Below are 13,910 nucleotides of genomic sequence, written 5' to 3'. Positions count from 1 at the left end.
ATCATATGCAGTACAATGCAAACGATTCTCATCTACGCTCGCTGATTCATCACTAAGCAAGCGGTCAGGTAGTACCGGCGCCACGCCGGCAAACCCGCCGCGGGACCAAAGCTCATGCGCTTGTCAGACTTGCCGCGGCGCACCGCGGCCATCGTACTGTCGGTCGACGACAGCACCCCGAACGATCCCATCGCCCGACGCCTGCGCGAGCTCGGCTTCGTGTCCGGCGAGGCCGTGCAGATCATCACCTACGGCCCGTTCGGCAAGGACCCGCTGGTCGCCCAGGTCGGCAGCACGCGCTTCGCGCTGCGCCGCGCCGAAGCCGCCCGCGTGACGGTGCAGCCCGAGGGTGCGCGCACCGGCAAGACGGCCGACGCAGTTAATCAAGCCAGTACCGCGTGAAGCGGACCGATTCGAATTACGCCATGTCCGTCGCTACTTCTCCCGCCACTCCCGCTTCCGCCGCCACCGCGCAGGCGCCGCTGCGCGTCGCGCTGGTCGGCAACCCCAATTGCGGCAAGACCGCGCTGTTCAACCGGCTGACCGGCAGCCGCCAGAAGGTGGCCAACTACGCCGGCGTCACGGTCGAGCGCAAGGAAGGCTATTTCGTCGCGCCGTCGGGCCGGCAGGTGCGCATCCTCGATCTGCCCGGGGCGTACAGCCTGCACGCGACCAGTCTGGACGAAGCCATCACGCGCGACGTCTGCATGGGCAACCGCCCCGGCGAGGCACGGCCCGATCTGCTGGTGTCGGTCGTCGACGCCACCAATCTGCGGTTGCACCTGCGCTTCGTGCTGGAGCTGCGCCGCCTCGGCCTGCCGATGGTGGTGGTGCTCAATATGAGCGACGCGGCCGAACGCCGCGGCATCCGCATCGACCGCGACAAGCTCGCGGCAGCGTTGGGCGTGCCGGTGGTGCAGACGGTTGCCGTGCGGCGCGGCGGCGCCGCCGCGCTGCTGTCGCTGCTCGACGGCGCGCTGCCGTCGGCCCCGCCGCCTCCGCCGGCCCCGGCCGACGATTTCGATACCCATGCCGAGGTCAAGCGGCTGCTCGACGCCGCGGTGGCGATGCCGACCGCGTCGGCCAGCCTCGAAGACCGTATCGACCGTGTGGTGCTGCATCCGGTGTTCGGCCTGGCGATCCTCGCCGTGCTGCTGTTCCTGATGTTCCAGGCGGTGTTCTCGTGGGCCGAGCCGATCATGGAAGGCATCGAGGGCGGCGTGGCCTATGCCGGCGAACTGGTCGGCGGCCTGCTGCCCGATGGCCTGCTGCGCAGCCTGATCGTCGACGGCCTGATCGCCGGCCTGGGCAGCGTGGTGGTGTTCCTGCCGCAGATCCTGATCCTGTTCCTGTTCATCCTGACGCTGGAAGAATCGGGCTATCTGCCGCGCGCGGCGTTCCTGCTCGACCGGCTGATGATGGGCGCCGGGCTGTCGGGCCGGTCGTTCATCCCGCTGCTGTCGAGCTTTGCCTGCGCGATTCCCGGCATCATGGCCACCCGCACGATCCAGGACCCGCGCGACCGGCTGACCACGATCCTGGTCGCACCGCTGATGACCTGCTCGGCGCGGCTGCCGGTCTATGCGCTGCTGATCGGCGCCTTCATTCCGGCGGACACGGTGATGGGCGTGTTCAACCTGCAGGGGCTGGTCCTGTTCGCGCTCTATGTGGCCGGCATCGTCAGCGCGCTGGTGGTCGCCTATGCGCTGAAGTTCTTCCGCCGCGACCGCACCGAGCATCCGCTGCTGATGGAGCTGCCGGCCTACCGCATTCCGAATCCGCGCGATGTGCTGATCGGCTTGTGGGAACGCGCCCGCATCTTCCTGTCGCGCGTCGGCAAGGTGATCCTGACGCTCACCGTGCTGCTGTGGTTCCTGGCGACCTTCCCGTCCCCGCCCGAAGGCGCGACGCTGCCGCCGATCGACTACAGCTTCGCCGGCATGATCGGCCATGCGCTGGAGAAGGTGTTCGCGCCGGTCGGCTTCAACTGGCAGATCTGTATCGCGCTGGTGCCGGGCCTGGCCGCGCGCGAGGTCGCGGTCGGCGCGCTGGCGACCGTCTACGCGCTGTCGGGCAGCGAGGACACCGTGGCCGCGCAGCTCGCGCCGATGATCGCCGCGCAATGGTCGCTGGCCACCGCGCTGGCGCTGCTGGCGTGGTTCGTGTTCGCCCCGCAGTGCATCTCGACGCTGGCCGTGATCCGCCGTGAAACGAACTCGTGGAAGGTGATGGCGGCCTCCACGCTCTATCTGGCGGGCCTGGGCTATCTGGCGGCATTCGTGACCTATCGCGTGGCGCTGCTGTTCAGCTAAGGCATTCGGAAGCCATCATGTCGCTCTATCACGTCGTCGAATCCGTGCTGGTGCCGCTGATCGTGCTGGTCTGCGCGCTGTCGGTGGCGGCGCGCTACATGCCGCGCACGCGCGAGCGCGTCAAGGCGGCGCTGGCGGCAAGCCTCGGCGGCGCGCAAGCACGCGGATGGCGCGCGCGGCTGGTGGCACGGCTGGCGCCGCAGGCGGTGGCATCGGGTTGCGCCACCGGCTGCGACAGCGGCGGCTGCAACAGCTGCGACAGCAATACGTCGAGCAATACGACGAACTCCGCGCCCGCCGCGCAGGAGAAACCGATCCGCATCGTGCGCAAACCGCAGGGCAAGGGCTAGGCGCGATCCTGCCTCAGGCACCGCAGTTCGACGAAGCCGGCTTTGCCGGCTTTTTTCTTGCCCGGAACCCTGTCGTCACCGCGTATGCGGGGACCCAGTGGCTTTCAAAGACGCTGGGTTCCCGCCTGCGCGGGAACGACGGCATGGACCTTTGCTTTAGGTCAAACGGGTCAGAGGCCGGCAACGGCACACTCGGCATGGGGTCTTTCCCAGTCCTGTCGATAACAACATGAGCCCGATGCAATCTCCTCGTACCCGATTGGCAATGGCCGCCGTGGCGGCCGCGATGATGGCCTTTACCCCGCTGCACGCCGGCGCGGCAGATGCCGCCGCCCACCCATCCGGCACCGAACCCGAAGGCAACTGGATGGTCCGCCTGCGCGGCACCTATCTCGACTTTGCACAGAAGTCCGACCCCGTCGGCGGCGCCGGTGCCTCGGACCGGATCGGCGTCAACAACAAGTGGATCCCCGAGCTGGATGTCACCTACTTCTTCACGCCGCACCTCGCCGCGGAACTCGTGCTGACCGTTCCGCAGAAGCAGGACGTCTATCTCGACGACAACCGGATCGGATCGTTCAAGCATCTGCCGCCGACGCTGCTGCTGCAGTATCACTTCCGCCCGCACGCCACGTTGCGGCCTTATGTCGGCGCGGGGCTCAACTTCACGCGGATCTGGGACGCCGATATCGCCGGCAATACGCTGTCGCTGGACCGCTGGAGCATCGCGCCCGCGCTGCAGATCGGCATGGACTACCGGCTGACGCGCAACTGGTTCCTGAATGCGGACATCAAGAAGGTGTGGCTGTCCAGCGATGTGAAGGCGGCCGGCGCCAAGGTGTCGGAGGTCAAGCTCGACCCGTGGCTGTTCAGCGTTGGCCTCGGATACCGGTTCTGAGCGGCGGACTGCGGTCACGCAGAAATGGGTACGCTGCGTATCCGAACACCTCAACGTCGTCCCCGCGCAGGCGGGGACCCAGTGGCTTTGAAAGACGCTGGGGCCGCTTGCACGGGAACGACGTGTTCAGATCGCGCTGCCGTTGATCGTCACCGACAATCGCTGCCCGCTTTGCCTGACGCTGCAGCTCGCGGTCAGCGAGAACTCGCCCGGGGTCAGCGGCGTCACGCCGACCTGGCCCGGATGCGTGGCCGGGGTCACGGCGATATTGCCTGACTGTTGCCAGTCCCATGCCTCGCATTCGACGAAGGTCAGCGCGGTGCCGCGATGCCTGACGGTCGCGGTGACCGGAATCGGCAGCGGCGGCATCGTCGCGATACGCAGCGGCTGCGGGCCGTCGTAGACCAGCGTCCAGGTCGGCTGCTCGGTCACCGTCAGGCCGGCGCTCGGCGTGGCGTCGAGCTGTTTGCTGGTGGCGGTGATTTTCAACAGGCTCTGCAGCGGATCGGCGCCATTGGGACGGCTGGTGTTCAACGTGAAGCCGCGCCCGCTTGCGGTTTGTACGACCGACAGCGACGGCGAGGTGCTTGCGTACGACCATTGGCCGTCGAACTGCGCGGTCGCATCGGTGCCGTCGCTGCGCATCACGCGCGCCGACAGCGTTGCCGGATAGCCGTTCAGGATCGCGATCGCATCGATCGGCGTGCCGTTGCGCAGCAGCTCGAGCGTATAGCCGTAGCTGCCGTTCTTCAGCACGACGACCGCGATCCGGGCGGCCAACGCGGCGCCATTAGGCGCCGTCACGCCGATCGTGACCGTGCCCTCGACCGTGCTGCTGGTCGACGGATTGACGCCGTGCAGCGTCGCGCGCTCGCGATCTGCACTCAGCTGGATGCCGGTAGCCGAACTCGCCCAGGCCCAGTCGTGCACGGCGGCGGACACATCGATGCCGTCGCCATCGAGCAGCGTGGCGCGGATCTGCCGCGTTTCGCCATTGGCCAAGGTCAGTAGCGGATGCGACACCGCGAGGCTGTAGTTGTGGCTGGCCGCGACCGTGATCGTGGCGGTCTGCACCGGCAGCGCGATCGCCTTGCCGTCGGCACCGTTGATGGTCGCGGCGACCTGCACGGTGACGGTACCCGCGGCGATGCCGGTCACGACCGCGGCGCCGGCGACGTTGGCGCTTGGTGTCACCGTGGCGACCGCGGGATCGGACGAGGTCCACGCGTAGCTGCCCTGGGCGGTGACGTCCCTGCCGTTGCTGTCGACGACGACGGCCGCAAGGGTCAGCGTGCGGCCCACGCCGACCTGTCCCGCCGATTGTCCGAGTGTCACGGTATAGCTGACCGTCGTCGGTGATCCGTTGGAGCCTGGACCTGACGAGCTGCCGGAGCCCGAGCCTGAACTCGGATTCGCCCCCGCACCATCGCCGCCCCCGCCTCCACCGCACGCGGCCAATACCATTGCCGTCAGCGCCGCCGCGACCCAGGCGAGCGGCTTCGATCCCGTTCCCGTTCCCGTTCCGATCATGATGTCTCCCCGTTGGCTGGGACAATGTCCCCCTTCAGGCTAGGCGCGACGCAACTGACGCTGTACCGGCCAGGCGGTGGACCACCGCCGCGGTTTGCGTGTGGCAGCACGCGTTCAGGTACGAGGTCGCGCTGGCGATCTCATTCATTTGGCCGAGGCCACCGCGTGACGACGCACGGCGAAAGCACGGATGCACGCTTGACGAGTCGACGCTCGATGCACTACGCTTTGTCGCTGCTACACGCGTTTCCACACCGTCGACTCCCGACACACTCACACCAGCCAGCACGATGTCCGTTGCGCCGACCGTCCACCGCCAAGCCGCCGATGCCCTGTGCATCGCCGCGTCGGCGCGCGTGCGTCGTGCGATCGCCATCGACGGCTTCGGCTCGGTCCCTGCGCTCGTCCGCGCGCTCTCCTCGCTACAACTAGACCTACCGATCGGTTGCCGGGCCTAGCGCCCCGTGGCAGTTCGGCAGCCTGTCGCCACCTTTCCGTTCGCATTGGCACGCCGCTATCGATTTCGATTGCGGTCCTGATCGGTATTCGGCCCTCCGATCGTCCGATCGTCCGACCGTCCGCTCGCCATGCGGCCCCGTTTTCCCCTTGCTATCGCGAATTCCTCGCGAGGAGGACCCGTTCATGCTGCGCAACCCCGCCGTCAAATACCGTCCCGCCGCCACCGTCGATCTGCCGGATCGCAGCTGGCCCAACCAGCGCATCACGCGCGCGCCGATCTGGATGAGCACCGATCTGCGCGATGGCAACCAGGCGCTGATCGAACCGATGAGCGTGGCAAGCAAGCTGCGCTTCTTCGAGCAGCTGGTGAAGATCGGCCTGAAGCAGATCGAGGTCGCGTTCCCATCGGCATCGCAGACCGATTTCGACTTCGTGCGCATGCTGATCGAGCAGGACCGCATTCCCGATGATGTGACGATCGTCGTGCTGACGCAGGCGCGCGACGACCTGATCCGCCGCACGATCGATTCGCTGCGCGGCGCACCGCGCGCGGTCGTGCATCTGTACAACCCGATCGCGCCGGCGTTTCGCCGCATCGTGTTCGGTGCGAGCCGCGACGAGGTCAAGCAGATCGCGTTGGCCGGCACGCGGCTGATTCGTGAACTGACCGACGCGATTCCCGGCACCGCCTGGACCTACGAGTATTCGCCGGAGACCTTCAGCATGACCGAGCTCGACTTCGCGCTCGAGGTCAGCGACGCGGTCGCCGATATCTGGGAACCGAGCGCGGCGCGGCCGATGATCCTGAACCTGCCGAGCACCGTGGAGTGCAGCACGCCCAATGTGTTCGCCGACCAGATCGAATGGATGCATCGCCATCTCGCGCGCCGTGCCGACATCGTGCTGTCGGTCCATCCGCATAACGATCGCGGCACCGCGGTGGCGGCGGCCGAACTGGCGGTGATGGCCGGCGCCGATCGCGTCGAGGGCTGCCTGTTCGGCAACGGCGAGCGCACCGGCAACGTCGACCTGGTCACGCTGGCGTTGAACCTCTATACGCAGGGCGTCGATCCGCAGCTCGACTTCTCCGATATCGACGAGGTGCGCCAGTGCGTCGAGCATTGCAACCAGCTGCCGGTGCACCCGCGCCATCCCTATGCGGGCGACCTGGTGTTCACCGCGTTCTCCGGATCGCACCAGGATGCGATCCGCAAGGGCTTCGCGCAGCAGAAAGCGGACGCGATCTGGGAGGTGCCGTATCTGCCGATCGATCCCGCGGACCTGGGCCGCAGCTACGACGCGGTGATCCGCGTCAACAGCCAGTCCGGCAAGGGCGGCATGGCGTATCTGCTCGAACAGGTGCACGGGCTCTATCTGCCGCGCCGGCTGCAGATCGAATTCAGCCGCGCGGTGCAGCGCATGACCGACGAGACCGGGGCCGAGGCCAGCGCCGACGATCTGTTCGCGCTGTTCCGCCGCGAGTATCTGGAGGCCGATGCGCCGCTGCGCTATGTGTCGCATCGAATGATGTCGGGCCAGGACGATCAGGTCGAGGTGGAGGCGACGCTGGTGCAGGATGGCGCCACGCGCGTGGTGCGCGGCAAGGGCAACGGTCCGATCGACGCCTTCGTGCGCGCGCTCGGCATGCCGGTGCGCCTGATGGACTATCACGAGCATGCGCAATCGTCCGGCGCCGATGCGCGCGCGGCCTGCTATGTCGAGGTACGGGTGGGAGAATCGGCGACCGGCTTTGGTGCGGGCATCGATGCGAACCTGGTGACGGCGTCGCTGAAGGCGGTGGTGTCCGGTGTCAACCGGCATTTGCAGGCGGAGGCGGCGCAGCGGGGTTCGCAGCAGCAGGCGGCTTGACGTACGCTTTGGCCTTTGCGACACCGTTGGTCTGCTCCCCTCTCCCGTGTGCGGGAGAGGGGCTGGGGGAGAGAGAAAGCCTTTCGCGCTGGCAATACCGCTTCAGGTTTGCGAGCGCTCTTTGCCCTCTCCCCTACCCCCTCTCCCGCAAGCGGGAGAAGGGGGAACACTCGGTTGACCAGTGTTGTCGCGGTTTACCGGAACGCCGGCTCGTCGAAGCTGCGCAGCTTGCGCGAGTGCAACGCCTCGACGCCGTTCTCGCGCAGGATGCGGATCGCTTCGAGACCGATCGTCATATGCTGGCTGACGCGCTGGCGATAGAAGGCGTTGGCCATGCCGCGCAGCTTCAGTTCGCCATGCAGCGGCTTGTCCGAAACGCACAGCAGCGTGCCGTAGGGCACGCGCAGCCGGAAGCCGTTGGCCGCGACCGTCGCGCTTTCCATGTCGATCGCAATGGCGCGCGACTGGTTGAAGCGCGCGTACAGCGTCTTGGATTTCAGCTCCCAGTTACGGTCATCGGTCGAGACCACGGTGCCGGTGCGCATCCGCGTCTTCATCTCGTTACCGGACAGCCCGGTCACGCGCGCCACCGCTTCCTGCAGCGCGACCTGGATCTCGGCGATCGGCGGCACCGGTACCCAGGGTGGCAGGTCCTGGTCCAGCACGTGGTCGTCGCGCACATAGGCGTGCGCCAGCACGTAGTCGCCAAGCTGCTGCGAGCGGCGCAGGCCACCGCAATGCCCCACCATCAGCCAGCAATGCGGGCGGAGCACCGCCAGGTGGTCGGTCATCGTCTTGGCGTTGGACGGGCCGACGCCGATATTGACCAACGTGACCCCAAGCCGGTCCTCGCGCACCAGGTGATAGGCCGGCATCTGCGGCAGCGCGCGCGGATACAGCGCGAGATCGGGCTCGGCCTCGCCGTGGTTCTGCACGATGTCGCCCGGCTCGACGAAGCGGACGTACTCGTCGCCATCGGCGCCGCTCATCAGCGAGCGGCCGAGCGCGACGAATTCGTCGACATAGCGCTGGTAGTTGGTGAACAGCACGAAGCGCTGGAAGTGCTGCGGCGCCGTGCCGGTGTAGTGGTACAGCCGCTGCAGCGCCAGATCGACGCGCTCGGCGGGAAACAGCGACAGCGGCCAGGCCTCCCCGGGCACCGGCTCGTAGGTGCCATTGGCAATCCCGTCGTCGATGCGGCTCAGCTCGGGCAGCACGAACGAGGCCTCGAGCTCGCGCGCCTGCGTGTAGCTGATGTCGGTGGTCGAGGCCTCGATCACGAAGGGCAGCGGAATCGGCCGCCGGCTGGTGCCCACCACCACCGGCACGCGGTGATAGCGCATCAGCCGTTCGATCTGGTCGCGGTAGTAGTCCGCAAACAGATCGGGCCGTGTCACGGTGGTGCCATAAACGCCGGGATACGCCACCGTGCCCCACGACGGCCGGCTGTCGGTGACCATCGTCTCGATATTGACCGAGATGCCCAGATAGGGATAACAGGCATGCGCCGCCGAAGGCAGCGGGTCGCCGCGGGCGAATGCATCGAATCGCGCGCGTACCGCGCCGACCGCGTTGTCGTAGATCTCGCCGATGCGCGCCAGCGCGGCTTCGGGGTCCGTAAACTCGGCCAGCTGGTCGGCCGGATGGGCGGAAGAGAAGATCGAGGCTTGCATGGCGACGATCATACTCCGGCCCGCACGGGCCCGGCACACGACCGTACTGGCTACTCGGGAAACGGTCGCCACGTCGTTCCCGCGAATGCGGGAATCCAGCGTCTTTTGCAAGACGCTGGGTCCCCGCTTGCGCGGGGACGACTACCCGTGCTCACTCTGGCTGGATGTTGGCGGCGCGAATGATGCGCCCCCATTTGGCGGATTCCTGCTGCTGGAAGGCCGCCAGTTCGGCCGGCGTGCTGGTGAAGATCTCGGTGCCGGTGCTGCGATAGAAGTTGCTCGCGGTCTGGCTGCGCGCCGCCTTGACCAGCAAGTCGTTCAGCTTCGCCACCACCGGCTGCGGGGTGCCGGCCGGGGTGTACGCCGCGAACCAATAGCTCATTTCGTAGCCCTTGACGCCGGCTTCGTCGATGGTCGGCACGTCCGGGGCCAGCGGCGAGCGGGTCTTCCCCGACACGCCGAGCGCCCGGAGCTTGCCGCTCTTGACCTGCGGCAGGCCGGTCGCGGTATCGGTGATCATCATCTGGATCTGGTTGCCGAGCAGGTCGGTCACCGCCAGCGGATTGCTCTTGTAGGGCACGTGCAGCAGCTGGACGTTCGCCATCTGCTGGAACAGTTCGCCCGCGATGCGCGACGACGAGCTGCCGCTGCCGAAGCTCAGCTTGCCCGGCTGCTGCCTGGCCAGCGCGATGAACTCGCCCACGGTCTTCACCGGCAATTGCGGATTGACGACCATGATCTGCCCGCCCTTGCCCAGCGCGGTGATCGGCGTGAAGTCCTTGACCGGATCGTAGGGCAGCTTCTTGAACAGATGCTCGTTGGCCGCGTGCGTGGTGTTGGTCGTGATCAGCACCGTATAGCCGTCGGGCGCGGCCTTGGCGACGTCGGAGGCCGCGATGAAGCCGTTGGCGCCGGGCTTGTTGTCGACCACCACGGTGACCTTGGCGTCGGTGGTCATGGCCTGGCCGATCGCGCGGGCCAGTTGGTCGGTGGCGCTGCCGGCCGCGAACGGCACGACGAAGCGGACCGGCTTGTCGGGGAATTCGGCGCGCGCCGGTGCGGACGGCAGCGCCAGTGCGGCGAATGCCGTCAGTGCGGCCAGCGCCGGCAGCAGCGTCTTCAGGCGCGGCATTGGCTGCGTTCGCGCCGCGGTGGGCCGGAATCGGAATGGCATGGTGTGGTCTCCTCTGGGTGTTTTATGAGGTTGGAATGTGCCGATGCGCGGCGCCGGTCAGCCGCCGGCATGCAGGCGCGGCGGCAACGGAATCTCCAGCTGCAGCAGCAGGAAGGACAGCGCCTTGCCGTGCGCGTCGAGATTGAGCGCATCGTTGACGCCGCCGTCCAGCACGCCGTCGAGCACGAAGTTCATCGCGTGCAGCGATGGCACGACGTAGCGCGTCACCGCGGCGGGATCGCGATGGCGAAACAGCTCGCGCACCGCGTCCTCGGTCACGTGCTGCAGCAGATGCGGGAAATCGCGTTCGTCGTAGGCGATCACGCTGATGTTCGAGCGGTCGCCCTTGTCGCCGGTGCGGGCGTGGGCCAGTCGATAGAGCGCAATGGTGTCGGGCATGGTCATGGTCAGCCTTCGATCATCGTGTAGCGCGGCGACACCGCTTCGCGCGGCACCAGGCAGGACATCGCGTTCAGCCGCGGACGCAGCGCCGTGCGCACGCCGCCGCCGCCGGCAGGCCCGCAGCAGTACAGCGCGTTGACCTCGCGCAGCAGCGCCTCGGCAACGGCCTTGTCCTCGTGCGCCAGCGCGGCGCGCAGCCGCACGTCCTGGCTATGCGTTTCGTTCGGTTGCGATGCGGCGAGCCATGCGCCGCCATCGTCGGCCAGCACGCTGAGCACGCCGATCAGGTCGAGCCGCACCGGCACAGCGTGGCCGAGCATCGCCATCCGCTTGCGCACGATGTCACCGGCCAGCCGCGCGCGCGCCGCGGCGTTCGGACCGGCGTAGGAGATCTCCCCTTCGGCGATCCAGCCGCCCTCGTGGAACAGGTTGGCCTTCAGTTGCTCGGGACGCGCATGGCCGCGGATATTGCGCACCGCCACGCGGTCAGGGCCCAGCTGCTCGACGGTAACCGCGCCGATGTCGGCGACCACGTCGGGCGTCAGATAGGCGGCGGGATCGTGCACCTCGTACAGCAGCTGCTCCTTGACGGTCCGCAGATCGACGCAGCCGCCGGTGCCGGCCGCCTTGCCTACCTCGATGCCGCCATCGCTGTCCAGCCGCACGATCGGATAGCCCAGCGCATGGACGTCGGGCACATCCTTGATGCCGGGATCGGCAAAGTAGCCGCCGGTCACCTGCGCCCCGCATTCCAGCAGATGGCCGGCCATGGTCGCGCGCGCGAGGCGGTCCCAGTCCTGCCAGGACCAGTTGAAATGCGCCATCGCCGGGCCGACCGCCAGCGCCGGGTCGGCGACGCGGCCGCACACCACCACCTGCGCGCCGGCGGCCAGCGCATCGGCGATGCCTTGCGCGCCGATATAGGCGTTGGCGCAGACGAAGCGGCGCTCGGGAAAGGCCTCGCCAAGAATGCCGGACAGCAGCGTACGGCCGGCTTCGCCCGACAGATCGTCGCCCTCCACCACGGCAACGCGCGGCCGGGGCAGCCCCAGCTCGGCCGCCAGCGCCTGCACGCGGCGCGCCGCGCCATGCGGATTGGCCGCACCGAAATTGCCGATGATCGGAATGCCGTGCGCCAGGCAAAGGCCCAGCACTGGGGTCAGCAGCGCGTCGAGCAGCGGCTCATAGCCGCGTTCGGGATCGGCGCGCCGGGCCAGATGGGCCAGCGCCAGCGTGCGCTCGGCCAGCGTCTCGAAGATCAGCGCGGCGGGGCCGCCGTCGGCGATCAGCGTGCGCACCACGGGCAGCGCGGCGTCGATGCGATCGCCGGAGAAGCCGGCACCGGAGCCGATCGAGAGCGGAGAAACCATGGCGGGCGCGATATCAGCGGGACGACAGTAAAAAAAAGGGAGGCGGCGCTTGCGCGCAGCCGGTCACGGCATTCTAGGCATGACGTCGAATTCGGAAAAACGGATTATTTGGATTAATCTAGCGGTCTGTTCGATCAATCCAGGTCGCCATCCCGCGCATTCCCGATCCCGCCCGCCGCCATGAACCTGTCCGTCAAACATCTGCGCGCCTTCGTCGCGCTGGCCCAGCAGCGCAATTTCACGCGCGCGGCACAGGCCTGCCATCTGTCGCAGTCGGCCTTCAGCGCGCTGATCCGCACGCTTGAGGAGCAGGCGGGCGCCCGCTTGTTCGAGCGCACCACGCGGTTTGTCGAGCTCAGTGCCGAGGGCCGCCGCTTCGAGGAGGTGGCCGAGCGGCTGCTGGGGGATTTCGAGGACGCCTTTGCTGACCTGCGCGACCATGCCGAACGCCGCAAGGGACGGGTCGCGATCGCCGCGTTGCCGTCGATCGCCGCGGGCGACCTGCCGCCGGTGCTCGCCGCGTTCCGCGCACGCTATCCGGGCATCGCGCTGGCCCTGCACGATGTGCTGGCCGACGGCTGCATCGATCTGGTACGGCGCGGCCGCGTCGACTTCGCGCTGGCGCCGGCGCCCGGCCAGGATGCCGATCTGAAGATCGAGCCGCTGGTGGCGGACTCCTTTCACGTAGTCTGCCCGGCGGATCATCCGCTGGCGTCGCGCCGGAGCATCGCGCCTTCGGCGCTGGCCGGCCTGCCGTTCATCCATCTGTCGCGGACCAGCAGCGTGCGGCAGCATCTGGACGCCGCGCTGCATCCGACGCGGCTCAATGGCGTGATGGAGGTCGAGCACCTGGCCACCGTGGCAGGGCTGGTGGCCGCCGGGCTGGGCGTCACCGTGGTGCCGTCGCTCGCCCTGTTCCAGTTCCAGCTGCCCAATCTGGCGATCCGGCCGCTGCGGCTCGAATCGCTGGTGCGCGACATCTGCCTGGTACGGCTGCGCGATCGCGGCGATTCGGCCGCGGCCAGCGCGATGCTCGACTACGTGTACGCGCACTTCCGCAAGCGGCGCGGCGCCCAGGATGCCGAGCGGCGGACACGTCAGAAGTGAGCGAGATAGCCGCCGTCGACGGCAAGGACGTGGCCGGTGATATAGGACGCCGCCGGCGAGGCGAGGAACACCGCGGCGCCCGCGATTTCGTCCGGCTGCCCCCAGCGGCCCAGCGAGGTACGGCGCTGCAGCCAGTCCTTGACGCCGGCATCGCCGACCATCGGCTGGTTCGGCTCGGTAGCGAAGAACCCCGGCGCAATCGCGTTGACGGTGATGCCATCGCGCCCCAGGTCCGCGGATAGCGAGCGCGTCAGCGCATCGAGCGCGCCCTTGGTCGCGGGGTACAGCACGTCGTCGCCGCGCGCGACCTGCCCCGCGATCGAGCTGACATTGATGATGCGCCCATAACCACCGCGGCGCATGCGCATCGCGGCATGCCGGCACAGGTTGTACGGCGCGACCAGGTTGGTCTCCATCATGGCGCGCAGGTCGCGGGTATCGAGCTCGGCCATGGTCTGCCGATTGCGCGCGCCGGCGTTGTTTACCAGGATGTCGAGCCGGCCGTATTGCGCGTCGATGCGGTCGAACGCCTGCGCGACCGCGGCCTCGTCGGTGATGTCGAGCACCAGCGGATGCGCGCCCGCACCGAGCGCGGCCACGGCCTGCTCGACACGCTGCGCACTGCGTGCAACGACCAGCACGGTGGCACCGGCATCGATCAGGCCTTTTGCAATGGCCAATCCAAGGCCCTGCGCGCCACCGGTGACGAGCGCCACGCGGTCCGTCAGGGAGAAGGGATGGGAAGAGGTATGCGCGGACATGCGGG

At 68.0% G+C, this 13,910-nt stretch carries 12 protein-coding genes; 6 read left to right on the top strand and 6 right to left on the bottom strand.

From position 1 onward, the window contains the following. Window positions 1–114: 114 nt before the first annotated feature. The 4 genes from M1D55_RS00500 (at window position 115) to M1D55_RS00485 (ending at window position 3,560) form a co-directional block, all read left to right on the top strand. Window positions 115–402 carry a FeoA family protein gene (locus M1D55_RS00500; RefSeq protein WP_456280792.1) on the top strand — a complete coding sequence of 96 codons (288 nt, stop codon included), beginning with the start codon at window positions 115–117 and terminating at the stop codon, window positions 400–402. A 23-nt stretch (window positions 403–425) separates the two neighbouring features. After that, complete coding sequence (gene feoB, locus M1D55_RS00495) at window positions 426–2,312, top strand: ferrous iron transporter B (RefSeq protein ID WP_456280791.1); 1,887 nt, start codon at window positions 426–428, stop codon at window positions 2,310–2,312. Window positions 2,313–2,329: 17 nt separating this feature from the next. Next, entirely contained in the window at window positions 2,330–2,662 is a 333-nt protein-coding gene (locus M1D55_RS00490) for a DUF6587 family protein (RefSeq protein ID WP_006578754.1), read from the top strand. 229 nt (window positions 2,663–2,891) lie between these two features. Further along, complete coding sequence (locus M1D55_RS00485) at window positions 2,892–3,560, top strand: OmpW/AlkL family protein (RefSeq protein WP_456280790.1); 669 nt, start codon at window positions 2,892–2,894, stop codon at window positions 3,558–3,560. Window positions 3,561–3,686: 126 nt separating this feature from the next. Here the strand turns inward: M1D55_RS00485 and M1D55_RS00480 are convergent, their stop codons facing one another. Next, a complete protein-coding gene (locus tag M1D55_RS00480) occupies window positions 3,687–4,895 on the bottom strand; it encodes a hypothetical protein (protein WP_456280789.1) in 1,209 nt (402 codons plus the stop codon). 837 nt (window positions 4,896–5,732) lie between these two features. Here M1D55_RS00480 and leuA point away from each other — a divergent pair. After that, window positions 5,733–7,418: a 2-isopropylmalate synthase gene (leuA, locus tag M1D55_RS00475; RefSeq protein WP_456280788.1), complete on the top strand. Its 1,686-nt coding sequence runs from the start codon at window positions 5,733–5,735 to the stop codon at window positions 7,416–7,418. A 194-nt stretch (window positions 7,419–7,612) separates the two neighbouring features. Here leuA and M1D55_RS00470 read toward each other — a convergent pair whose 3' ends face one another. The 4 genes from M1D55_RS00470 to M1D55_RS00455 all read right to left on the bottom strand — a co-directional run bounded on the left by M1D55_RS00470 (window position 7,613) and on the right by M1D55_RS00455 (window position 12,037). Beyond that, window positions 7,613–9,103, bottom strand: coding sequence for an AMP nucleosidase (locus M1D55_RS00470; protein WP_456280787.1), 1,491 nt, complete (start codon window positions 9,101–9,103; stop codon window positions 7,613–7,615). A gap of 139 nt (window positions 9,104–9,242) precedes the next feature. Then, window positions 9,243–10,223 (bottom strand): Bug family tripartite tricarboxylate transporter substrate binding protein, encoded by a 981-nt coding sequence (locus M1D55_RS00465; protein ID WP_064574487.1) that lies wholly within the window; start codon window positions 10,221–10,223, stop codon window positions 9,243–9,245. Between the two features lie 99 nt (window positions 10,224–10,322). Then, a complete protein-coding gene (locus M1D55_RS00460; protein ID WP_064574601.1) occupies window positions 10,323–10,664 on the bottom strand; it encodes an AtuA-related protein in 342 nt (113 codons plus the stop codon). Window positions 10,665–10,672: 8 nt separating this feature from the next. Beyond that, window positions 10,673–12,037, bottom strand: a complete 1,365-nt coding sequence (locus tag M1D55_RS00455; RefSeq protein WP_456280786.1) for an acyclic terpene utilization AtuA family protein — start codon at window positions 12,035–12,037, stop codon at window positions 10,673–10,675. Window positions 12,038–12,217: 180 nt separating this feature from the next. On the opposite strand from M1D55_RS00455, the gene M1D55_RS00450 reads away from it, so the two are divergent. Next, window positions 12,218–13,144, top strand: coding sequence for a LysR family transcriptional regulator (locus M1D55_RS00450; RefSeq protein ID WP_064574489.1), 927 nt, complete (start codon window positions 12,218–12,220; stop codon window positions 13,142–13,144). On the opposite strand, the gene M1D55_RS00445 is transcribed toward M1D55_RS00450, so the two are convergent. Next, window positions 13,135–13,905 (bottom strand): SDR family oxidoreductase, encoded by a 771-nt coding sequence (locus tag M1D55_RS00445; RefSeq protein WP_456280785.1) that lies wholly within the window; start codon window positions 13,903–13,905, stop codon window positions 13,135–13,137. The genes M1D55_RS00450 and M1D55_RS00445 overlap by 10 nt on opposite strands. Window positions 13,906–13,910 lie beyond the last annotated feature (5 nt).

Source organism: Cupriavidus sp. JZ107 (assembly GCF_053903255.1).
This window is presented reverse-complemented; position numbering and strand designations above follow the sequence as displayed.

Bases quoted from the DNA above. Each gene is read 5' to 3' on its own strand.
- leuA (WP_456280788.1), top strand. From the start codon at position 5,733: ATGCTGCGCAACCCCGCCGTCAAATACCGTCCCGCCGCCACCGTCGAT.
- M1D55_RS00470 (WP_456280787.1), bottom strand. From the start codon at position 9,103: ATGATCGTCGCCATGCAAGCCTCGATCTTCTCTTCCGCCCATCCGGCC.
- feoB (WP_456280791.1), top strand. From the start codon at position 426: ATGTCCGTCGCTACTTCTCCCGCCACTCCCGCTTCCGCCGCCACCGCG.
- M1D55_RS00445 (WP_456280785.1), bottom strand. From the start codon at position 13,905: ATGTCCGCGCATACCTCTTCCCATCCCTTCTCCCTGACGGACCGCGTG.
- M1D55_RS00485 (WP_456280790.1), top strand. From the start codon at position 2,892: ATGAGCCCGATGCAATCTCCTCGTACCCGATTGGCAATGGCCGCCGTG.
- M1D55_RS00460 (WP_064574601.1), bottom strand. From the start codon at position 10,664: ATGCCCGACACCATTGCGCTCTATCGACTGGCCCACGCCCGCACCGGC.
- M1D55_RS00490 (WP_006578754.1), top strand. From the start codon at position 2,330: ATGTCGCTCTATCACGTCGTCGAATCCGTGCTGGTGCCGCTGATCGTG.
- M1D55_RS00455 (WP_456280786.1), bottom strand. From the start codon at position 12,037: ATGGTTTCTCCGCTCTCGATCGGCTCCGGTGCCGGCTTCTCCGGCGAT.
- M1D55_RS00465 (WP_064574487.1), bottom strand. From the start codon at position 10,223: ATGCCGCGCCTGAAGACGCTGCTGCCGGCGCTGGCCGCACTGACGGCA.
- M1D55_RS00450 (WP_064574489.1), top strand. From the start codon at position 12,218: ATGAACCTGTCCGTCAAACATCTGCGCGCCTTCGTCGCGCTGGCCCAG.
- M1D55_RS00500 (WP_456280792.1), top strand. From the start codon at position 115: ATGCGCTTGTCAGACTTGCCGCGGCGCACCGCGGCCATCGTACTGTCG.